The 21,061-nt window shown below is 51.2% G+C and carries 18 protein-coding genes; 2 read left to right on the top strand and 16 right to left on the bottom strand.

All coding sequences use genetic code 11. The features are described 5' to 3' along the window. Positions 1–22 precede the first annotated feature (22 nt). The 7 genes from P1U47_RS01525 to P1U47_RS01495 form a co-directional block, all read right to left on the bottom strand. Positions 23–1,048, bottom strand: a complete 1,026-nt coding sequence (locus P1U47_RS01525) for a tRNA pseudouridine(13) synthase TruD (protein WP_301026745.1) — start codon at positions 1,046–1,048, stop codon at positions 23–25. Next, complete coding sequence (gene ispF, locus P1U47_RS01520) at positions 1,038–1,529, bottom strand: 2-C-methyl-D-erythritol 2,4-cyclodiphosphate synthase (protein ID WP_366943098.1); 492 nt, start codon at positions 1,527–1,529, stop codon at positions 1,038–1,040. The genes P1U47_RS01525 and ispF overlap by 11 nt, the downstream gene beginning before the upstream one ends. Continuing rightward, the gene (gene ispD, locus P1U47_RS01515) at positions 1,522–2,238 is read right to left on the bottom strand and encodes a 2-C-methyl-D-erythritol 4-phosphate cytidylyltransferase (protein WP_301026744.1); all 717 of its coding nucleotides are present in this window, start codon (positions 2,236–2,238) and stop codon (positions 1,522–1,524) included. The genes ispF and ispD overlap by 8 nt, the downstream gene beginning before the upstream one ends. 43 nt (positions 2,239–2,281) lie before the next feature. Beyond that, positions 2,282–2,560, bottom strand: a complete 279-nt coding sequence (gene ftsB, locus P1U47_RS01510; protein ID WP_301026743.1) for a cell division protein FtsB — start codon at positions 2,558–2,560, stop codon at positions 2,282–2,284. A gap of 85 nt (positions 2,561–2,645) precedes the next feature. Continuing rightward, complete coding sequence (gene eno, locus P1U47_RS01505) at positions 2,646–3,929, bottom strand: phosphopyruvate hydratase (protein ID WP_301026742.1); 1,284 nt, start codon at positions 3,927–3,929, stop codon at positions 2,646–2,648. A gap of 39 nt (positions 3,930–3,968) precedes the next feature. Beyond that, positions 3,969–4,820 carry a 3-deoxy-8-phosphooctulonate synthase gene (kdsA, locus tag P1U47_RS01500; protein WP_301026741.1) on the bottom strand — a complete coding sequence of 284 codons (852 nt, stop codon included), beginning with the start codon at positions 4,818–4,820 and terminating at the stop codon, positions 3,969–3,971. Positions 4,821–4,871: 51 nt separating this feature from the next. Next, positions 4,872–6,497 carry a CTP synthase gene (locus P1U47_RS01495; protein ID WP_301026740.1) on the bottom strand — a complete coding sequence of 542 codons (1,626 nt, stop codon included), beginning with the start codon at positions 6,495–6,497 and terminating at the stop codon, positions 4,872–4,874. A gap of 186 nt (positions 6,498–6,683) precedes the next feature. Between P1U47_RS01495 and P1U47_RS01490 the strand changes: the two genes are divergently transcribed. Next, on the top strand, positions 6,684–7,487 hold the full coding sequence (locus P1U47_RS01490; protein WP_301026739.1) for an inositol monophosphatase family protein: 804 nt from the start codon (positions 6,684–6,686) through the stop codon (positions 7,485–7,487). Between the two features lie 83 nt (positions 7,488–7,570). Here P1U47_RS01490 and secF read toward each other — a convergent pair whose 3' ends face one another. The 3 genes from secF to purL all read right to left on the bottom strand — a co-directional run bounded on the left by secF (position 7,571) and on the right by purL (position 14,393). Continuing rightward, complete coding sequence (gene secF / locus P1U47_RS01485) at positions 7,571–8,494, bottom strand: protein translocase subunit SecF (RefSeq protein ID WP_301026738.1); 924 nt, start codon at positions 8,492–8,494, stop codon at positions 7,571–7,573. A 9-nt stretch (positions 8,495–8,503) separates the two neighbouring features. After that, entirely contained in the window at positions 8,504–10,378 is a 1,875-nt protein-coding gene (gene secD / locus P1U47_RS01480; RefSeq protein WP_301026737.1) for a protein translocase subunit SecD, read from the bottom strand. Positions 10,379–10,505: 127 nt separating this feature from the next. Continuing rightward, positions 10,506–14,393, bottom strand: coding sequence for a phosphoribosylformylglycinamidine synthase (purL, locus tag P1U47_RS01475; RefSeq protein WP_301026736.1), 3,888 nt, complete (start codon positions 14,391–14,393; stop codon positions 10,506–10,508). A gap of 141 nt (positions 14,394–14,534) precedes the next feature. Between purL and mltF the strand changes: the two genes are divergently transcribed. Continuing rightward, on the top strand, positions 14,535–15,986 hold the full coding sequence (gene mltF / locus P1U47_RS01470) for a membrane-bound lytic murein transglycosylase MltF (protein ID WP_301026735.1): 1,452 nt from the start codon (positions 14,535–14,537) through the stop codon (positions 15,984–15,986). A 60-nt stretch (positions 15,987–16,046) separates the two neighbouring features. On the opposite strand, the gene P1U47_RS01465 is transcribed toward mltF, so the two are convergent. The 6 genes from P1U47_RS01465 to ffh form a co-directional block, all read right to left on the bottom strand. Continuing rightward, on the bottom strand, positions 16,047–16,817 hold the full coding sequence (locus P1U47_RS01465; RefSeq protein WP_301026734.1) for a DsbC family protein: 771 nt from the start codon (positions 16,815–16,817) through the stop codon (positions 16,047–16,049). Between the two features lie 396 nt (positions 16,818–17,213). Beyond that, positions 17,214–17,576, bottom strand: a complete 363-nt coding sequence (gene rplS / locus P1U47_RS01460; protein WP_301026733.1) for a 50S ribosomal protein L19 — start codon at positions 17,574–17,576, stop codon at positions 17,214–17,216. Between the two features lie 48 nt (positions 17,577–17,624). Then, complete coding sequence (trmD, locus tag P1U47_RS01455) at positions 17,625–18,380, bottom strand: tRNA (guanosine(37)-N1)-methyltransferase TrmD (RefSeq protein ID WP_301026876.1); 756 nt, start codon at positions 18,378–18,380, stop codon at positions 17,625–17,627. A gap of 66 nt (positions 18,381–18,446) precedes the next feature. Next, on the bottom strand, positions 18,447–18,992 hold the full coding sequence (rimM, locus tag P1U47_RS01450; RefSeq protein ID WP_301026732.1) for a ribosome maturation factor RimM: 546 nt from the start codon (positions 18,990–18,992) through the stop codon (positions 18,447–18,449). Beyond that, on the bottom strand, positions 18,993–19,241 hold the full coding sequence (gene rpsP, locus P1U47_RS01445; protein WP_301026731.1) for a 30S ribosomal protein S16: 249 nt from the start codon (positions 19,239–19,241) through the stop codon (positions 18,993–18,995). Positions 19,242–19,567: 326 nt separating this feature from the next. Beyond that, positions 19,568–20,941: a signal recognition particle protein gene (gene ffh, locus P1U47_RS01440; protein ID WP_301026730.1), complete on the bottom strand. Its 1,374-nt coding sequence runs from the start codon at positions 20,939–20,941 to the stop codon at positions 19,568–19,570. Between the last annotated feature and the right edge of the window lie 120 nt (positions 20,942–21,061).

The following is a 21,061-nucleotide window of genomic DNA, read 5'->3' as shown; positions in this document are numbered from 1 at the left end:
AACAACGACGCGCTCGCCGCCACTAACTCGCCAGTGGGTAGTTCATTAATTCTCGCACAAGCGCTGTGGCGAAGCAGCCCCTTGGCAGGGAAAAGCTCAGCTCCAGCGACTTATTACCTGTAAACTGCCATTGAAAATCTTGGGGTATCAAGCGCAAGGCTCGCCGCTCCAAGCTTAAACCGTGTTTAAGCAGGCCCGCGCAGAAATTCGAATGCTGTGTATACACAGCCGCTTCCCTTTCCGCCGCAACGCCACTTACCACTAACCGCCCAGCCTTGCCAAACAAAGGCCCAGTAGGCTGAATATCACCACTGGCCAAACGGGCGATGGTTTCATCGTCGCGCTCAGCGCTAAACACGCTGCCACTGTCACGCAGGGCGTACACATCGCCGTCTAGCCCGGTATTCCAACTGCCATCAAGCACCCGCTGGGCCAGCAATTCGTTAAACAGCAATGACCGCGCCGCCGATAAATACATGCTGCGCTCAAAGCGCGCCGGTTTTATCTCGCCGGCAAACCATTGCCGACAGGCATCGATATTACCGCCGTGATGACCAAAGCGTTGTTCGCCAAAGTAATTAGGAAAGCCCTGTACAAGTACCGTCGACAAGCGCCGATTAAGATCGTCGATATCACCCGCTAAATCGCTTAAACACAGGGTGAAATGGTTATAACGATGACTGCCTAAACGTAGCTTTTGGCGGTGACGGCCCTTGCGCAGAATTTTCCAAGTTTCGGACTCTGGCACCTCCCAAGCGGGGAAGTTTTTACCTGGCAGATGTACGCAAAACCACTGGCGCGTGACCGCATAGCGATCTTTCTGCCCAGAATACGTTACCGCCTTGGGCTGCACTCCGGCTAAACGCGCCAATTGCTTGGCCACATATTCGGTATTGTCGCCGCGTTTTTCTATCCACAACCAGTCAAATTCGCCGTCGTCACTAAACTCTACGGGGAAAACTTCCTCCACCACAAAATCTTCCGGCTGGGCTTTTAATACCCCGTTTACCAGCGGAGTGCCGAGCACTCGAGGCCAATCAGGCAACATCGCTACGCTCCAGTAACACCACAGCATCAACCGCAATACCTTCGCTGCGACCAACAAAACCTAATTTTTCGGTAGTGGTCGCTTTCACACTGATCTGGCCAATTTCTAGGTTCAAGACCTTGGCAATGGAGGCACGCATGGCGGGAATAAAACTGGCGAGCTTAGGTGTTTGTGCGGCAATCGTTATATCCGCATTGCCCAGCGCATAGCCTTGAGCACGAATTAGCTGATAGCAGTGGGCAAGTAGCTCAGTGCTATCAGCACCTTTATAGCGTGGGTCGGTGTCGGGAAAATGTTTGCCGATATCGCCCAGCGCCAAGGCGCCAAGCAAGGCGTCACAGAGCGCATGCAGGGCGACATCGCCATCCGAATGGGCAACTAGGTGATATGAACAGGGAATCCACACACCACAGAGATGAATACCCTCGCCCGCTGCCAATTGATGTACATCATAGCCGTGGCCAATACGAATCTTAGTCATTATTGGCTCCTGCCAAAAAAACCTCGGCGATCAACAGATCATCAGGATAGGTGATTTTAATATTGCGGTGACTGCCCTGCACCAGCAGTGGCTGCAAGCCGCAGTGCTCCATAGCCGAGGCTTCATCAGTAACCGGCAAGCCCTGTTCACGGCAGTATTTGAGCGCGTCACGCAGCGCTCCGTAGCGGAACAACTGGGGCGTAAGCGCCCGCCACAATACTTGCCTATCGACGGTTTCGGCGACTTCAGACTGCTCGGTGGCGCGCTTCATGGTATCCACCACCGGCGCAGCCAATAATGCACCCACCGGATGCGCACGCCCCTTGGCTAGCAGCATTTGTATATCCCGCTCACTCAGGCAGGGTCTTGCTGCATCGTGAACCAAAACCCAGTCGTCATCCTGCGCTTCACTCAAGCTCGCCAAGGCTAGTTCAACTGACTCGGCGCGCTCAGCACCGCCGACTACGCGCCGCACTCTGGGATGAGCCGCAAAGGCTAATTCCGCAAATATTGGATCGTCTGCTTTTACCGCAACAGCCACACCAAGAATTTCGCAGCAGCCCAGCAAAGCGTCGAGACTGTGCTCAATAACAGCTTTGCCATTGAGCTTGAGATATTGTTTAGGAAGTTCAGCGCCAAAGCGACTGCCCTGACCAGCGGCGGGCACCACTGCCCAAAGCCCTGTAGGGGGCGCTTTATTAATCGCCATGATGAAACCGATTATTTATTTGCGAGCTATTTTTATTTTTCAACTATTCTTCAACTATGAGATAAAAAGTCTCATTGCTTTTAATTAGGCCCATATCATTACGGGCGCGTTCTTCAATACTATCAAGATCGTTTTTTAAACTGCGCACTTCGCCGTAAAGCCGTTCATTGCGCAAATTAAGATCTTCGTTAACCTTTTTCTGCTGGGCAATATCCCTACGCAAGCTGGTAATTTGCTCCCAGCTTCCGGTGCCCGTCCACAACCTAAATTGCAGCAAAACTAGGATGACCAGCAGTAATAAAAGCAGTCGCCGGCGCGTCATTGTGCTGCCACCTCACTCACACCCATACTGGTCCCCAATACCCGCAATTTAATTCAAGGGGCAGCGTTCACTGCCCAGAGAATAACTAGGCGCGGAATTCTTCACGGCCACGGTATGCCGCACCCAATTCAGCTTCAATACGTAGCAAGCGATTGTACTTAGCGACGCGATCTGAACGACACAGTGAACCGGTTTTGATTTGGCCGGCAGACGTCGCCACAGCCAGATCAGCAATGGTAGTGTCTTCAGTTTCGCCCGAGCGATGAGAAATAACCGCTGTGTAACCTGCATCCTTGGCCATTTTGATCGCGTCCAAGGTTTCAGTTAGCGAACCAATCTGGTTGAATTTAATCAGAATTGAGTTAGCAATTTTGTTATCAATGCCACGTTTTAGAATTTTGGTATTGGTTACAAACAAATCGTCGCCAACTAGTTGAACACGGTCGCCAACTTTGCGAGTCAAGGTTGCCCAGCCGTCCCAATCGCTTTCGTCCATGCCGTCTTCAATGGAGATGATCGGGTATTTTTGGCTCAGCTCGTCTAAATAGCTCGCAAAGCCCTCGGCATCGAATTCTTTGCCTTCACCACTCAATACATATTTGCCGTTTTTGTAAAACTCAGAAGAGGCGCAATCCAGTGCCAAAGTGATGTCTTTGCCCAGTTCGTAACCAGCGTTGGCAACGGCCTCGGCAATTGCTTCAAGTGCGGCTTCATTCGATGGCAGGTTCGGAGCAAAACCGCCCTCATCGCCCACTGAAGTGCTCAGACCGCGGGCAACTAATACTTTTTTCAGAGAGTGGAAAATTTCCGCACCCTGACGCAGGGCTTCAGCAAAAGTCGGCGCGCCAACAGGCTGAATCATAAACTCTTGAATATCGACATTATTGTCGGCGTGCTCGCCACCGTTAATGATATTCATCATTGGTACGGGCATGGTGTACTGGCCTTCGGTGCCATTGATTTGCGCGATACGCTGATACAAAGGAATGCCCTTCTCAATCGCTACCGCTTTTGCAGCGGCGAGAGACACGGCCAAAATGGCATTGGCGCCCAAATTAGATTTGGTCTCGGTACCGTCTGCTTTAATCATGGCATTGTCGATAGCGCGCTGATCTTCAGCATCCATACCCAGCAACAAATCACGAATCGTGGTGTTGATATTGGCAACGGCTTTAAGTACGCCTTTGCCCAAGTAACGGCTGGCATCGCCATCGCGCAACTCTAGGGCTTCACGAGATCCCGTCGATGCCCCTGAGGGCGCACAAGCACTACCTACAGCGCCAGATGCTAGTACAACATCCGCTTCAACGGTGGGGTTACCGCGAGAATCCAGGATCTCATACGCTTTAATATCGACAATCTCTGCCATGTGAGTTTTCTCCGTGTCAGTTTTTATAACGTTAAATATCTATTGAATATCGAGGGTCGGCAAGGATTTCACAACATCATCCACTGCCTTCATATGTTCTAGGAAGCCTTTAAGCGCCGACAAAGGCAAGGCGCTGGGGCCATCGCATTTGGCTTGATCGGGATTTGGGTGAGCTTCAAGGAATAAACCCGCAATACCCAAGGCCATGCCAGAGCGACCCAGCTCTGCAACTTGATTGCGACGACCGCCCGACGCTGCGCCCATCGGGTCGCGGCACTGCAGTGCGTGGGTAACGTCAAAAATCAGCGGCGCACCACCGCTGACATCGCGCATAATTTTAAAACCAAGCATATCGACAACCAGATTGTCGTAGCCAAAATTACTGCCGCGCTCGCACAGCATAATTTTGTCGTTACCGCATTCGGCAAATTTTTCGACAATATTTTTCATTTGCGCGGGGCTTAAAAACTGCGGCTTTTTAATATTAATAACCGCATCGGTGGCCGCCATCGCCGCCACCAAGTCCGTTTGTCTAGCAAGAAAAGCGGGCAACTGAATAACGTCACACACCTCAGCAACAGGACCGGCCTGATAAATTTCGTGTACGTCGGTAATCACTGGAATATTAAAGGTCTGCTTAATTTCCTGAAAAATTTTCAGACCTTCATCCATGCCTGGACCGCGGTAGGAATGTACAGACGAGCGATTGGCTTTATCGAAAGACGCTTTAAAAACATAGGGAATACCCAGCTCTGCGCAAACAGTCACATAATGCTCGGCAACTGCCATGGCCATATCGCGGGATTCAAGCACGTTCATGCCGCCAAATAAAACAAAGGGCTTGTCATTCGCCACATCAATACCGGCTACACTGACTACTTTATCTTTCATCTACGTATTTCCTAAATCCCAATTCCGATCAACACACTGTCCAACCGTGTATTACGCTTTGCTATGGGCAAATGCTGCGTTTACAAAACCGCTAAACAAGGGGTGCCCATCACGTGGTGTAGAAGTAAATTCCGGATGGAATTGGCAGGCGATAAACCAAGGGTGATCTGGTATTTCCACCACCTCTACCAAGCTCTTGTCCGCTGACCAGCCGCCAACTTTTAAGCCATGGGCCTGCATATTCTCAACGTACTTATTGTTCACTTCATAGCGATGACGGTGACGTTCGGTAATCAACTCGCTACCGTAAACTGCGCTAACGGCCGAACCTTCAACTAGGTGGCACTGCTGGGCGCCGAGACGCATGCTGCCACCAAGATCAGTATCTTCATTGCGCTGTTCAACGCCGCCTTCTGCCGTTACCCACTCGGTAATTAAACCAATTACTGGGTCACTGCATTTCTCATCAAATTCGGTACTATTGGCGCCACTGATGCCCAGTACATTGCGGGCAAATTCAATCACCGCCACTTGCATACCTAAACAGATACCCAAGTAAGGAATTTTCTTTTCTCTGGCGTACTGCACGGTGAGAATTTTGCCTTCCACACCACGGTTGCCGAAACCACCAGGCACAAGAATACCGTCTACGCCTTCAAGAACGCCTAAGCCTTCTTTCTCAATTATTTCAGAATCAATATAGCGAACAGCTACTTTGGTACGGCTGTGAATGCCAGCGTGCTTAAGCGCTTCGTTGAGCGACTTATAGGCGTCTAGCAGTTCCATGTATTTACCAACCATGGCAATCGTCACGGTTTGGTCTTGGTGCAAGTCGCCTTCGATAACGGCATCCCACTCAGTGAGATCCGCTGGCGGGCAATCTAGGCCAAAACGCTCAACAACAAGCTCGTCGAGGCCTTCGGCTGCTAATAAGGAAGGGATTCGGTAAATTGAATCAACATCGCGCAACGGAATAACCGCGCGAGACTCCACGTTGGTGAACAAGGCGATTTTATGACGGCTGCTCTGGTCAATTTCGTGATCTGAGCGGCACAGCAGGATGTCAGGTTGCAAGCCGATGGAACGCAGCTCTTTTACCGAGTGCTGGGTGGGCTTGGTTTTGGTTTCGCCTGCAGTGGCAATATAGGGCACCAAGGTAAGGTGCATCAGCATTGAACGCTTGGCGCCCAATTCAACTTTGAGTTGACGCGCGGCCTCAAAGAAAGGCAAGCCTTCAATGTCGCCAACCGTGCCGCCAATTTCAACAATTGCGATGTCGGCATCACCGGCACCAGCCAGCACGCGGCGTTTAATTTCATCGGTAATATGGGGGATTACCTGCACGGTGCCGCCAAGATAGTCACCGCGACGCTCTTTGCGCAATACCGTTTCGTAAACGCGCCCAGCGGTGAAATTATTGCCCTTGGCCATTTTGGCGCGCACAAAGCGCTCGTAGTGACCAAGATCAAGGTCTGTTTCTGCACCGTCTTCGGTGACAAACACCTCGCCGTGCTGAAATGGACTCATGGTACCCGGATCTACATTAATGTAGGGATCCAGTTTCAACATGGTCACTTTGAGGCCACGAGCCTCTAAAATAGCGCCCAGCGATGCTGAAGCGATGCCTTTACCGAGAGACGAAACAACACCGCCGGTGACGAATATAAAACGCGCCATGTCATGCCTTTTTGAATAGTGCGATAAGATATAGGGCTGGAAAAAGCGGTGCTTCTTTGCCCCTTGAGATGGGACGTCAGTCTAACAGGAAGGCCATAGCGAAACAATGAAATTAGGCCTCTGTCGCGCGCCGAGTCTCTGTTATAATGCGGCTCCAATTGCTTGCACATTCAAGGCCTTAGTACTATGCAACCCATGCTGAATATCGCATTGCGCGCCGCCCGTAAAGCGGGAGACCTCATTTCGCGCGCCTCTGAACAACTCGACCGCGTCCAAATTGAGTCCAAGGGCGAAAATGATTTTGTGACTGAAATCGACCGCAAGGCCGAACAGGAAATCATTTATCACCTGCAAAAAGCCTATCCCGAGCACGGTTTTCTGGGCGAAGAGTCTGGCGCCTCAGGCAATGCCGACAGCGACTACCAGTGGATTATCGACCCAATCGACGGCACCACCAACTTCGTGCGCGGCATTCCCCACTTTGCTATTTCGATTGCCTGCATATTCCAGGGCCAAATTGAACATGCGGTGATTCTCGACCCCATTCGGCGCGAAGAATTTACCGCCAGCCGTGGTCGCGGTGCCCAGCTCAATGGCCGCCGCGTACGGGTCACCATGAATCCTGGCCTAGAAGGCGCGTTGATAGGCACCGGCATTCCATTCAAAGCACATAACGCTCAGCACCTGCCTGCCTATATGCGCAGCCTTGAAGCCGTAGCCGCAGAAACCGCAGGTATTCGCCGCGCTGGCGCCGCTTCGCTGGATTTAGCCTATGTGGCCGCTGGACGCCTTGATGGCTTCTGGGAAATTGGTCTAAGCAAATGGGATATTGCCGCAGGTATTCTTCTAGTGCGTGAAGCCGGCGGCTTGGTCAGCGATTTCAGCGGCGGTGGCAATTACTATGAAAGCGGCAATATCGTTGCGGCCAACCCCAAGTGTTTGAAGGGATTGCTGCAGGCAGTGCGCCCGCATTTAGAGAAATTGCGCTAGCCTCGGGAGAGGCTTGACGGGAGACGGGAGCGGCAAAAGACCTGCCCTAGCGTCTCCCGCCTCCCGTACAGCATTTAGCGCCTTTATGGCAAATCATCTACCTCGGCCCCTTCCTTCTCCTGCACGATCAAATCGTCCTGACTGATATTCATGGTCACTAATAAGCTGGCCACAATATAGATCGAAGAATAGGTACCCACGCCAATACCAACCAGCAGCGCCAAGGCGAAGCTGTGTATCATTTCGCCGCCAACCACCGCCAAAGCAACCAATACCAACAAGGTAGTGCCAGATGTTACCAAGGTGCGATCTAGGGTTTCGGTTAGAGAAATATTGATAACCTCCGTCGCGTCATGTTTGCGCAGCTTTCGCAGGTTTTCACGAATTCGGTCTGCAACAACAATCGAGTCATTCAGTGAATAACCAATTACCGCGAGAACGGCCGCCAATACGGTGAGGTCGAAATCCCAGCCCACCAAGGCGAATACACCCAAGGTTATGATGACATCATGACCCAAAGCCGCTACCGCACCGAGTGAAAACTTAATCTGGAAGCGCATCGCAACATAGATCAGCACCACGACCAAGGCTAATAACACCGCCAAGCCGCCCTGCTCCCGCAATTCCTCGCCCACTTGCGGCCCAACAAATTCGATACGTCGCAAATCTATTTCACCAGCGGTGCCAGCTTTCAGTACTTTCAGCACTTCTTCGCCCAAAGTCGGGCTCATGCCTTGGGGCAAGCGCACTAACACGTCGGTGTCGGAGCCAAAATTAACCACCACCGCATTGGCGTAACCCGCTGCTTTTAGCTCGTCCCGCACCTCAGGAAGCGCTACCGGCTGTTCGTAAATCACCTCAATTAAAGTACCACCCGTAAAATCGAGGCCAAAGTTCAAGCCTTTAAAGGCAAGCAAGCCAACAGCAACTAAAACAAGGCTGACAGACACCGTGGTGGCTAGCTTGCGCCAGCCCATAAAATTAATAATTTTTACATTCTCAGACATGTGTTTCCCCTAGATCGCCAGCTTAGTGACGCGACGACCGCCGTAAAGCATATTCACAATGGCTCGTGTGCCCATAATCGCAGTAAACATTGAGGTTATTATCCCCAGCGATAAGGTCACCGCGAAGCCACGAACTGGCCCAGTGCCTACCGCATACAAAATCACCGCCACCAGCAAGGTCGTAATATTGGAGTCCATAATGGTGACGAAAGCGCGGCCATAGCCGGCTTCAATAGCATGCTGCACCGACAGCCCCGCTTTTAACTCTTCTCGTATTCGCGAGAAAATCAGCACATTGGCATCTACCGCCATACCCACCGTTAAAACGATACCGGCAATACCGGGCAAGGTTAGCGTGGCACCCAGCAGTGACATACACGCAGTGAGCAACACAATATTAAAGCCCAGCGCGGCAACAGCGATAAGACCAAACACACGGTAGTAAACCACCATGAAGACAGCAACCATACCAAGGCCGATCTTTACCGCGTTAAAACCTTGGGCAATGTTCTCTGCACCCAAAGAAGGCCCAACCGTGCGCTCTTCAACAAAGTCGATCGGCGCCGCAAGTGCACCGGCGCGCAGCAATAAGGACAACTCGGCTGCTTCACCCGGCGCGTCTAAACCGGTAATCCGAAATTGCACACCTAAAGCATCTTTAATCGTCGCAAGGCTTATAATTTTCTTCTCGTCGTAAGGCACTTTAACGATTTGCTCAACACCGTCGGCATCCATCTGGTAATGAGTACGACTCTTGCGCTCAATAAACAACACCCCTAAACGGCGGTTGATATTGTGGCGAGTCATGCGGTGCATCAAGGTACCGCCTTCACTGTCGAGAGTAATACTTACCTGCGGCATACCGTTTTGGTCAAAACTGGCCTGCGCGTTGGCAACACGCTCACCGGTAATCACCACGTCGCGCTCTAGCCACGCGCTCGGTTCGCCAGGGCCAGGGTTGCGAAACTCAAATTGCTCACGATCTGACACCGGCGCGTCGTAGCGGGCTTCTAATCTAAAGTCGAGATTGGCTGTTTTACCCAAAATACGCTTAGCTTCTGCTGTATCCTGAATACCAGGCAATTCAACCACAATACGATTGCGACCCTGACGCTGAACCAAGGGCTCAGACACACCAAGCTCATTCACCCGATTACGCAAGGTCGTTAAATTTTGACCCACCGCATAATCTTCAATTTCTTTACGCTTAGCCTCGCTAATTAACGCACTAAGATAAAACGAGCTATCCCCTGCCGGCGAATCCAGACGCTGACCAGTTAATTCTGTGTATTCTTTACGAATTAAGGAAAGCGCAGAATCACGAAGCTCCTCCGAGGTAAACTTGCCTTTAATAACACCGTCGTCACTCAAGCTGATAAAACCGCGCACACCTTCTTCACGCAATTTCTTTTTAATACCTGAGTTGTAATGTTCTAGGCGAGTCGCGATGGCTGAATCAGTATCAACCTCCAGCAAGAAATGCACACCGCCGCTCAAATCAAGGCCAAGCTTCATCGCCTGTGCCCCTAAATTACTCAACCACTGCGGTGTATTCGAGGCCAAATTTAAGGCCACAATATAACCATCACCCAAGGCGCGCTGCACCACCCGCTGCGCGCTGAGCTGTACTTCGGTATCGTATAAGCGAATCAAACCACTTTTACCTGATTCATTCGCCTTTTCGCCAAAGTGCTTTATGCCATTGGCATCCAAGGCCGCCGACAAACGCTCCATTTGCGCTTGATCAATGATTACACCACTGCTTTCCCCAGAGATCTGTAATGCGGGATCTGGGCGATATAAATTAGGTACTGCATAAAGCAAACCAAAGCCCAAAACCGCCACAATCAGCAGATTTTTCCAGAGCGGATATTTATTTAACATTGTATTTCCACCAAAACCGCCTGTTGCGACGGTGTCCGTTTAACACTGGGCGAGACACCCCTAACACCCCAACTTAAACACTTATAAGAAAGCCGGTAAAAACCGGCTTTCTTGCTTTTAAATTAACTCAATCAACCCAAACCCGAGCATTGCGGAATAGGCGCATCCAGCCGCTGTCCTCCACTGAGTTATCCGCAATCCAAGAATTCTGAACCGTGCGGAACACCCGCTCTGGGTGCGGCATCATTATTGTAACGCGACCATCGGCGCTACTCGCGCCAGCAATACCAGCTGGTGAACCATTAGGGTTCGCAGGATACTGCTCGGTGACCGCCAAATGGTTATCAATATAATTCAACGCAACCTTGCCCGCCTGCTGCAAATTAGCAAGCTGAGCTGCATCGGCAAACTCCGCCCGACCTTCACCGTGAGCAATCGCAACAGGCATATGTGAACCCGCCATGCCCGCCAGTAATATGGAGGGTGATTCTGGAATTTCAAGTTGCGCAACCCGCGCTTCGAACTGTTCTGAGCGGTTGCGCACAAAACGCGGCCAAAACTCGGCACCTGGAATCAGCGAATGTAAATTGGACATCATTTGGCAGCCGTTGCAAACACCCAGCGAGAAAGTATCTTCGCGCTGGAAATAGGCGGCAAACTCATCACGCGCCCGCGCATTAAACAATATTGTTTTTGCCCAGCCCTCGCCCGCGCCCAGCACGTCGCCGTAAGAGAAACCACCGCACGCAGCCAAGCCCTTAAAGTCGGCTAAGCTCACTCGGCCACTGAGAATATCGCTCATGTGTACATCAACCGCGCTAAACCCAGCGCGATCAAAGGCCGCCGCCATTTCCATTTGGCCGTTAACACCCTGTTCACGCAGAATTGCTACCCGTGGCCGCACCCCAGTTTTAATATAAGGCGCGGCAATATCGAGCTGCGCATCAAAGCTGAGCTTGCTACTCAAACCTGGATCTGCTTCAACAAGACCATCAAATTCTTGTTGCGCACATTCAGAATTGTCCCGCAGCGCCTGCATGCGGTAGCTAAGCTCCTGCCACTTGCGATGCAGTTCTAAGCGCTGGCCGCGCAAGACGTCCTTGCCTGCAAAACGCATCTGCACGTCATTGCCCGCCACCGCACGACCGATATTTTGAACAAAATCACCTAGACCGTGTTCCGCAAATACCGCCATTACAGCGCTAAGATCACTCACCTTAACTTGGAGTACCGCACCGGCCTCTTCTGCAAATAAGGCGCCGTGAACGGAGCCCGCTGAGCCCAAATCCACATCCAAACCGCAGTGGCCAGCAAAGGCCATTTCCAGCAGAGTGATTGCTGCGCCACCGTCGGAACGGTCGTGGTAGGCAATTATTTTTTGGTCTTCGAGCAATTGCTGCACGGCGTTAAAGAAGCCCGCTAGCAATTTAGGATCGTCAATATCCGGTGCGGTATCACCAATCTGCTGATAAACCTGCGCCAAACAAGAGCCACCGAGGCGCTGCTTGCCTGCGCCGAGATCGACCAGCAGTAAAGCGGTATCGCCCAAATCAGTACGCAATTGCGGGGTAACCGTCTTGCGCACATCACTCACTGGACTAAATGCGGTGATAATTAAGGACATTGGCGCGGTAATGGCTTTGTCGGCCTCATCGTCACGCCAAGTGGTGCGCATAGACATGGAGTCTTTGCCAACCGGAATAGTAATTCCCAAGGCTGGGCAAAACTCCATACCGACCGCTTTTACGGTATCAAACAGCACTTCGTCTTCGCCGCCGTAACCCGCCGCACACATCCAGTTGGCCGACAGTTTTATATCTGACAGCTTTTCAATACGCGTGGCAGAAATATTGGTAATGGCTTCGGCCACCGCCATCCGACCAGACGCGGGGCCATTAATCAGGGCTAGCGGCGTGCGCTCGCCCATCGCCATAGCCTCGCCGGCATAGGAGTCGTAACTCACCGTGGTTACTGCGCAGTCCGCCACGGGCACCTGCCAGGGACCAACCATTTGGTCGCGATGAACCTGACCGGTAATTGAGCGATCGCCAATGGTGATCAAAAAGCTTTTACTGGCGATGGTCGGCAGTGCCAGCAAGCGATCCAAGGCTTCATCTATTTTAATAGCCGCGGGGTCAAAGCTCGGTAAGCTCAAGCGCTGGCGATTAAATTCCCGGTTCATCTTTGGCGGCTTGCCAAATAGTATCGACATCGGCAGATCGACGGGATTATTGTCAAAATAGGTGTCGCCAAGGCGCAGGCGCTTATCGTTGGTGGATTCACCCACTACCGCGTAGGCGGCACGCTCACGGGCGCAAATTGCTTCAAAGCTCGCTAAATCTTTAGGCGCAATCGCCATCACATAGCGTTCTTGCGACTCGTTACACCAAATTTCGAGTGGCGACATGCCCGGCTCGTCATTCGGCACTTTGCGCAGATCAAAATCACCGCCGCAGCCCCCGTCTTTAACGAGTTCAGGAAACGCGTTAGACAAACCACCGGCGCCAACATCGTGAATAAAGGCAATCGGGTTGTCCTCACCCATGGCCCAGCAGCGGTCAATCACCTCTTGGCAACGGCGTTCCATTTCTGGGTTTTGACGCTGCACTGAAGCGAAGTCGAGATCTTCGGTAGAGGCGCCGCTACTCATCGACGACGCCGCACCACCACCCAAACCAATCAGCATGGCTGGGCCGCCCAAGGCGATTAACTTATAGCCGGCTGGGAACTCAGTTTTAGTAACATGTTCGGCTTTAACATTGCCGTAGCCGCCCGCAATCATAATGGGCTTGTGGTAGCCACGCCGCTCTTGGCCATTGGCGCCAAGGGCATTCTCTTCAAAGCTGCGGAAGTAGCCGCAAAGATTTGGGCGACCAAATTCATTATTAAAGGCGGCACCACCAATGGGGCCTTCCAGCATAATATCGAGCGCAGAAACAATGCGACCGGGCTTGCCGTAGTCGGCTTCCCAAGGCTGCTCGTAACCAGGTACCCGTAAATTGGAAACACTAAAGCCAGAGAGCCCGACCTTGGGCTTGGAACCACGGCCCACCGCGCCCTCGTCGCGAATTTCACCACCCGAGCCGGTGCCAGCGCCAGAGAAGGGCGAAATCGCCGTTGGATGATTGTGGGTTTCCACCTTCATAAGAAGATGAATATCTTCCTCGTGATAGCGGTATTCAGCACTGCCAGGTTCTGGGTAAAAACGACCGGCGCGATGGCCTTTAACTACGGCAGCATTGTCTGAGTAGGCACTTAATACGTCTTCGCCGCCAAGCTCGTAGGTGTTTTTAATCATGCCAAACAAAGAATGGGATTGCGCTTCACCATCAATAGTCCAATCGGCATTGAATATTTTGTGGCGGCAATGCTCAGAGTTCGCCTGCGCGAACATCATCAATTCAACATCGCTTGGATTGCGACCCAATTGCAGGAAGCTTTCCAGCAAATAGTCAATTTCATCCTCGGCCAAGGCCAAGCCTAATTCGCTATTGGCCACCACTAAGGCTTCTCGCCCGCCGCTAAGCACATCAACCGCCTGCATGGGTTTAGGGCTCTGACGGCTAAATAAAACTTGAGCCTCGTCAGGGCTACTCAACACCGACTCAACCATGCGGTCGTGAATTGCGGCAAGCAGTACGCTCCGCTCAGAATCTTGCAGCGGCGCAGCAAGATCGACACGGTATAAAACCCCCCGTTCAATGCGGGCAATCATATCGAGTCCACAATTGCGGGCAATATCGCTGGCCTTGCTCGACCACGGCGAAATAGTACCCGGCCGCGGCACCACAAAGAAACTCAGGCCATTCCCCTCGACAAATGCGGCGCGCGGCCCATATTGCAAAAGTTGACTTAGCACTGCCGTACTTTCGCTGTCCAGCGCTAGGGTGGTATCAACCACGTGAATATATTGAGCGCTCAGTCCGCGCAGGCTCGGAATATCACCTGTCAAACTGGCTACTAATTTAGCTATACGAAAATCTGAAAGCGCCGGAGCACCTGGAATAATGAGCATTCGGGGCGACAACCTTGATCGAATGGATTGAAGCCGGCCATTGTAAAGGAAATACGCGGAAAATTTTATCCCAAATACTCTTTATGGTGCGATCAATCGCTTACCGATACAATTGAGCCCCAGATACTCGGAGCAGCACACTTGCCAGATTGCCCCAAAACACGACAATTTCTACTGCGCGGCCTGCTCGTACTGCTTTTTATCGGCCTATTTACGCACTGCAGTGAAAATAGCGACAAGCTCCAACAAATCCGCAAAGACGGCGTTTTACGGGTATTAACCCGCAACGGCGCCACTACCTACTACGAAACTCAGGGCGCCCCCGCAGGTTTTGAGTATCAATTAGCCCATGCCTTTGCCGAACATTTAGGGGTTAAGCTAGAAATGATCCCCGTGGTTGGCCTCGACGAAGTGTTTGACGGGCTGGCCGACGGCAGCGCCGACCTTGCCGCTGCCGGCTTAAGCATTACCACTGAACGCCAAGACACACTCATCTTTGGACCAAGCTACTTAAGCATTAAGCAGTTCTTTATCTACAACCGCGACCTAAATGCACCCATAAAAAGTGCAGAAGACCTAATTGGCAAACAAATTAGGGTGTTAGGCAACACCGCCCACGTTAACGTGCTCAACGAGTTAAAAGAAACACATCCAGACTTAACTTGGGCCGAAAGCCGCGATTTTGAAACTATCGACCTGCTCGAACAACTCGCCGATGGCCAGATTGACGCCACCATCATCAACTCCAGCGAGTTTTATGCAAACCGCGCTTTTTACCCCAGCTTTCGCATCGGTTTTAGCGCCGGTAAACCCCGCAAACTCGCCTGGGCTATTCAATCAACCCCTGGCAATGCAGGGTTGACCAAGGCCATCGCCGATTTTTTTAAGATCATGACCGAAAATGGCAAACTAGCTCGCCTGATTGAGCGGCACTTTACTTTTAATGAACGCCGCAGCTTCATTAGTACTCAAACTTTCTTACAGCTGAAAGAAGAGCGCCTCCCCGAAGTGAAGGGCATGATCGAACAAGTCGCCATTGAATACAATTTAGACTGGCGCTTACTTGCCGCAATCAGCTATCAAGAATCACACTGGGATGCCGAGGCGAGGTCACCGACTGGCGTCAGGGGTATGATGATGCTCACCCGTGCCACCGCTGAAGAATTAAATGTTGACGACCGCCTAGACCCGATGCAAAGCCTTCGCGGTGGCGCTCGCTACTACAAGAAGCTATTAAGCCGCCTACCTAGCGGAATCGAAGCCTCAGACCGCAGCTGGTTTGCCCTCGCCGCCTACAATATCGGATTAGCCCACCTTGAAGACGGAAGAGTTATTACTGAAAAAAACGGTGGCAACCCCAATTTATGGAATGACGTGCGCGAAAACCTGCCCTTGCTCCGCCAGCGAAAATGGTTTGAATCCACTCGCTATGGCTACGCACGGGGCGACGAAGCCGCCCGTTATGTGCGCAATATTCGCGATTATTATTCACTGCTAACGTGGGATGAGTTGAATCGCTATAGAGTACCGCCGCCACGCATAGCCGCCGACTACTTACCGGCAGAGTACAATCGTGGTTTTGATGCGATGTGAGCAGCAGTTTGCGCTAAATTTTACAAACTGCTGCTTAACAATGGCCGAGGTATCGCGCGTTTAGCGCGTGGCCATAGGTATGAGCTGCGCCGCCGCCTTATAGCCAGGTATTAAACTACCGCTTTCCAGAACAATGGCTGGCGTACCGGTGACACCCATCGCTGCACCCAACTGGTATTGCGCCGCTATCGGGTTGTCGCACTTTTTAGGCGCGATCAAGCCACCCGTCTTCAATTCATTTATTGCCGCCTTACGGTCATCAGCACACCACGCAGAAACCATTTTATCGTAAGTCGGCGTACCCAAACCCGCCCGAGGATAGGCCAAATACCGAACTTCGATACCGGCTGCGTTCAACTGCGGCACCTCTTGATGCAGTTTCTGGCAATAACCACAATCCACGTCAGTAAACACGTAAATTGCTCCCTTGGTTTCACCCGCGGGACTAAAAACAATCATGTCTTCGCGCTTAATCTCACTGAGCCATTCCTTACGCTGCGGAGCAAGCTTTTTCTCGGCAACGCTTTCGATACCCGCTGCACTGATTTCAAACATATCGCCAACAATAAAATATTTTCCGTTGGCGCTGGCATAAACTGTTGGACCATTTTGCATTGTGACCAAATAAACCCCGGGCAACTCTGGGCTGGCCTCTATTTTGCTAATTACAATATCTGGCCTAGTGGCTTTAAACGACGCTTTAATAGCTGTTTCTGCCGCTTTGTCGACCACAACACTTGCCGCCTGAGCATGCATCACCGGCAGTATTACACCAGCCAAAACTAAGGCGCACAGCGACCGACCAACAATATACTTCATTAAATTATTCAAACAAGATCTCCAAAATATCATCGTAATACTGCCTACTAAAACGTAAGAGCCTCACTCTGCGAACAAGTTCAGCGCTTCCCGACAGCTTGTGCCCAATAAAGGCACTAGGATAATCGCCAGTCAGCCGCGATTTTACTCACACCCAGCCACACAATATAAAGCGGCCAACTATGCCAATAACGGCAAGCTAATAATAATTGCACGACAGGCAAGCGAGCGCCATGATTTATCAAAAATGTTGTAAAAACCTGCTTTAACGTAAAAGCAACTCGCCTGGTGCAGGATTACTTTTTCAAAAAAATGCGCCACCAATGGGGTTTACGTACAAACGTTTTACACCACGCTAAAACAAAAAAAGGCAGCCAATGGCTGCCTTCTTGCGGAACAAAGAAAAAATTAGGCTTTAGCGCCCAGCTTTTCTTTGATACGTGCTGCACGGCCGCTCAGCTCACGCAAGTAGTACAGTTTTGCTTGGCGAACGTCACCGCGACGCTTAACTTGAATGCTTTCAATCAGCGGGCTGTAAGTCTGGAAAGTACGCTCTACACCAACACCGTGGGAGATTTTACGTACGGTAAAAGCAGAGTTCAGGGCACGATTACGAATGCCAATAACAACGCCTTCGAAAGCCTGAAGACGCTCACGGGCACCTTCCTTGACTTTAACCTGAACGACAACGGTGTCACCGGGGCTGAATTCCGGCAGCTCTTTGGTGGCCTGCTCTGCTTCCAGTTCGGCAATAATTTTGTTGGTGCTCATGGCATGCTCCTAAATTCAAAGGTTTGTAGCTTCGCAGCTAGATGTCAATTAATCGTCAAGCTCACGGATAAATTCCGCCAGCAGTTTATTTTGTTCGTCGCTAAGTTCTACTTTTTCAAGTAAATCTCTGCGCCGTAACCATGTCCGACCTAGCGACTGTTTCAGCCGCCAGCGTCGTATCGCTTCATGATTGCCACTTAACAACACGTCTGGCACCGCCATATCGCGGTAGTGCTCAGGCCGCGTGTAGTGCGGACAATCCAGCAAACCTTCAGCAAAGGAATCTTGCTCTGCCGACAGATGGTGTCCGAGAACACCTGGCAACAAACGACTTAAACCATCGATCATCACCATGGCAGCCAACTCACCGCCACTTAATACGTAATCGCCAATCGACCACTCTTCGTCGACTTCGCTGTCAATCAGGCGTTCATCGACACCCTCATAGCGCCCCGCTAACAATATTAGCGAAGGCTTTGCCGCCAATTCAGCCAGTCCGGCTTGCGTTAGCGGTCGCCCCTGCGGTGACAGATAAATCACTGTCGCGCCTGGCGCTACCGAAGCCTTTGCGACCGCAATTGCTTGCTGCAGAGGCTCAGTCTTCATCACCATACCTGGGCCGCCCCCATAGGGCCGGTCATCCACTGTCTGATGACGATCCGTGGTGAAATCCCGCGGATTACAACACGTTATACTTAGCAATCCGTTCTGAACTGCTCGCCCCGTAACGCCGTAATCGCGCACTGCGGCAAACATCTCGGGAAACAGGCTAATCACCGATATTTCCACGACACTGTCCCCTATGACTCAGCCTTTATGGCCCAGCCCTGTTGGCCCAGCACCCTTACCAGCAAACCTAAGTCCCTAAAATTAGAACTCAGGATCCCAGTCCACCGATATCACCTTGGCATCAAGATCGATATCTTTTACAAACTGTCTCGGCACATAAGGAATCAAACGTTCCTTATCGTCGATACTGCCCGCGCACTTACGTACCACCAGCACATCGTTGGCACCTGTTTCGAGGAGGTGATCCACCTCACCCAGCAAACAGCTTTCACCGGAGGGCAGCAGCGTATTAACCTTAAGGCCAATCAACTGATGCCAATAAAAATCGTCTTCTTCTAACGCCGGTAAGGCGTCTCCAGCTACAGCCAGTTCTAAACCACAGAATGCAGCAGCTGCATCGCGGTCATCTACACCCACCAAGTGGCCGACGATGCCTTTGCCGTGAGGCCGACACTCGTCAAACTCGGCGCGCTGCCACTTTCCAGACTTGCAAAAGTAAACATCACTGTAGCCAAAAAAATTACTTAAGGGATCGGTGAATGAATGTATCTTCACCCATCCTTTTACCCCGTAAACCGCTGTAATCTTAGCGATTATCACCCGGCCTTGCGGGGCAAGCGCTGACATTTAAGCTGCAGCAGGTGCGTCTTTCAGCAACTTTGCAACGCGGTCAGACAATTGCGCGCCTTTAGACACCCAATGCTCAACGCGCGCGTTATCAACACGCAAACGCTCTTCATTACCACGGGCAACCGGGTTGAAGAAACCAACGCGCTCAATAAAACGACCGTCGCGTGAAGTGCGGCTGTCAGTAACTGTCAGATGATAAAATGGGCGTTTTTTAGAACCACCACGTGCCAAACGAATAATGACCATTCTTGTTCCATTTCCTAGCATTTGGGCAGGCAACAAACGCCTGCTTATCGAAAAATTCGAAGCATTTACTGGCCGAAGCCATAAAGGCGCGGAATTATAAGGGAAATAAGCGATATATGAAACACTTAGCGCAGTTTTTCTTCTGAGCGCAGCGGCCTACACATTATTACGGTTAAACCACTAACACCCAGACCTTATAAAAACCAAAAAAATATAATTATTTCAAGATGTTAAACTACTTTTACAAAGTGGAATATAGAAACGCTAAGCGACCAGTTTTAAATCAAAACCAACCGCAGCGAACAATTCAAACTCCACAAGACAAATTACATTCCTGGAAAACGACCACCGCCAGGCGGCATCATTCCACCCATGCCTCGCATCATATTAGTCATACCACCCTTCTGGCCCATTTTTTTCATCATCTTGGCCATTTGTTTGTGCTGCTTAAGCAATCGGTTCAAATCCTGAATCTCAGTACCTGAGCCAACGGTAATACGACGCTTGCGCGAACCATTAAGTAAATCCGGATTGCGACGCTCCGCTGGGGTCATCGAGTTGATAATGGCCTCCATGCGGGTAAACATTTTGGTATCCATTTGGCTTTGAGCCATTTGCGCCATATTGCCCATGCCCGGCAATTTATCGAGCAACCCTTTCATGCCGCCCATATTTTGCATTTGCTGGAGCTGGTCGCGAAGATCTTCCAGATCAAACTTCTTGCCTTTCTTAAGCTTCTTGGCCAGTTTCTCGGCTTTATCTTTGTCGAGCTTCGATTCTGCCTCATCGATTAACGACAGAATATCGCCCATACCAAGGATGCGCGAAGCAATACGATCTGGGTAGAAAGGGTCGAGGGCATCGATTTTTTCGCCGACCCCCATAAATTTAATTGGCTTACCGGTAATATGGCGCACCGACAATGCCGCGCCACCCCGGCTATCAGCATCCGCCTTGGTCAGAATAACCCCTGTGAGCGGCAACGCCTCGCCAAAGGCCTTGGCGGTATTGGCAGCGTCTTGGCCGGTCATGGCATCGACCACAAACAAGGTTTCCACCGGCTTTATCGCAGCATGAAGATCTTTGATCTCGGTCATCATGTCGGTGTCGATATGCAGACGACCAGCGGTATCAACAATAAGCACGTCGTAAAAACGCAGCTTGGCTTCGGCAATGGCCGCCTGCGCAATAGTAACCGGCTTCTGCTCATTGTTGCTCGGAAAAAAGCCCGCACCAACATCAGTCGCCAAGGTTTCTAGCTGTTTAATTGCAGCAGGGCGATAGACATCGACACTGACCACCATCACTTTCTTCTTGTGCTTTTCTTGCAAGAATTTAGCTAATTTCGCGACCGAAGTGGTTTTACCCGCGCCCTGTAAACCCGCCATCAAAATAACCGCCGGCGGCTGGGTCGCTAAATTAAGGGCTTCATTCTTAAGCCCCATAATCTGCTCCAGCTCTTGCTGAACGATCTTAATAAACATCTGGCCGGGGCTTAGGCTTTTACTCACCTCCTGGCCCACAGCGCGGCTGCGCACCGCTTCAACAAAATCTTTTACTACCGGCAGCGCAACATCTGCTTCTAGCAGCGCCATTCGCACGTCGCGCATGGCCTCGCTAATATTGTCATCGGTCAAGCGCGCCTGCCCAGTAACATGGCGCAGGGTTTGCGATAAGCGTTCCGTTAAATTCTCAAACATGCTTAAACTCTCTCAATCTCTTAGATTCTGCCGGTAGCATAAGGAAATCGCGGTTCGAGTCGACATTCTTGCGTGAACCCGCTTACAATCCTATTCACTTGTGCACCTAGAAATACGCAG

The organism is Zhongshania sp. (assembly GCF_029212375.1).
Classification (GTDB): Bacteria; Pseudomonadota; Gammaproteobacteria; order Pseudomonadales; family Spongiibacteraceae; genus Spongiibacter.
Note: the sequence above shows the minus strand (reverse complement) of the source record. Positions and strands in the feature narration are given on the sequence as shown.

Bases quoted from the DNA above. Each gene is read 5' to 3' on its own strand.
- rpsP (WP_301026731.1), bottom strand. From the start codon at position 19,241: ATGGTCATTATTCGTTTGGCACGTGGTGGTTCTAAAAAACGCCCATTT.
- P1U47_RS01495 (WP_301026740.1), bottom strand. From the start codon at position 6,497: ATGGCGCGTTTTATATTCGTCACCGGCGGTGTTGTTTCGTCTCTCGGT.
- ispF (WP_366943098.1), bottom strand. From the start codon at position 1,529: ATGACTAAGATTCGTATTGGCCACGGCTATGATGTACATCAATTGGCA.
- secD (WP_301026737.1), bottom strand. From the start codon at position 10,378: ATGTTAAATAAATATCCGCTCTGGAAAAATCTGCTGATTGTGGCGGTT.
- P1U47_RS01525 (WP_301026745.1), bottom strand. From the start codon at position 1,048: ATGTTGCCTGATTGGCCTCGAGTGCTCGGCACTCCGCTGGTAAACGGG.
- eno (WP_301026742.1), bottom strand. From the start codon at position 3,929: ATGGCAGAGATTGTCGATATTAAAGCGTATGAGATCCTGGATTCTCGC.
- rimM (WP_301026732.1), bottom strand. From the start codon at position 18,992: ATGTCAGCGCTTGCCCCGCAAGGCCGGGTGATAATCGCTAAGATTACA.
- ftsB (WP_301026743.1), bottom strand. From the start codon at position 2,560: ATGACGCGCCGGCGACTGCTTTTATTACTGCTGGTCATCCTAGTTTTG.
- secF (WP_301026738.1), bottom strand. From the start codon at position 8,494: ATGTCTGAGAATGTAAAAATTATTAATTTTATGGGCTGGCGCAAGCTA.
- ffh (WP_301026730.1), bottom strand. From the start codon at position 20,941: ATGTTTGAGAATTTAACGGAACGCTTATCGCAAACCCTGCGCCATGTT.
- P1U47_RS01490 (WP_301026739.1), top strand. From the start codon at position 6,684: ATGCAACCCATGCTGAATATCGCATTGCGCGCCGCCCGTAAAGCGGGA.
- purL (WP_301026736.1), bottom strand. From the start codon at position 14,393: ATGCTCATTATTCCAGGTGCTCCGGCGCTTTCAGATTTTCGTATAGCT.
- ispD (WP_301026744.1), bottom strand. From the start codon at position 2,238: ATGGCGATTAATAAAGCGCCCCCTACAGGGCTTTGGGCAGTGGTGCCC.
- rplS (WP_301026733.1), bottom strand. From the start codon at position 17,576: ATGAGCACCAACAAAATTATTGCCGAACTGGAAGCAGAGCAGGCCACC.
- kdsA (WP_301026741.1), bottom strand. From the start codon at position 4,820: ATGAAAGATAAAGTAGTCAGTGTAGCCGGTATTGATGTGGCGAATGAC.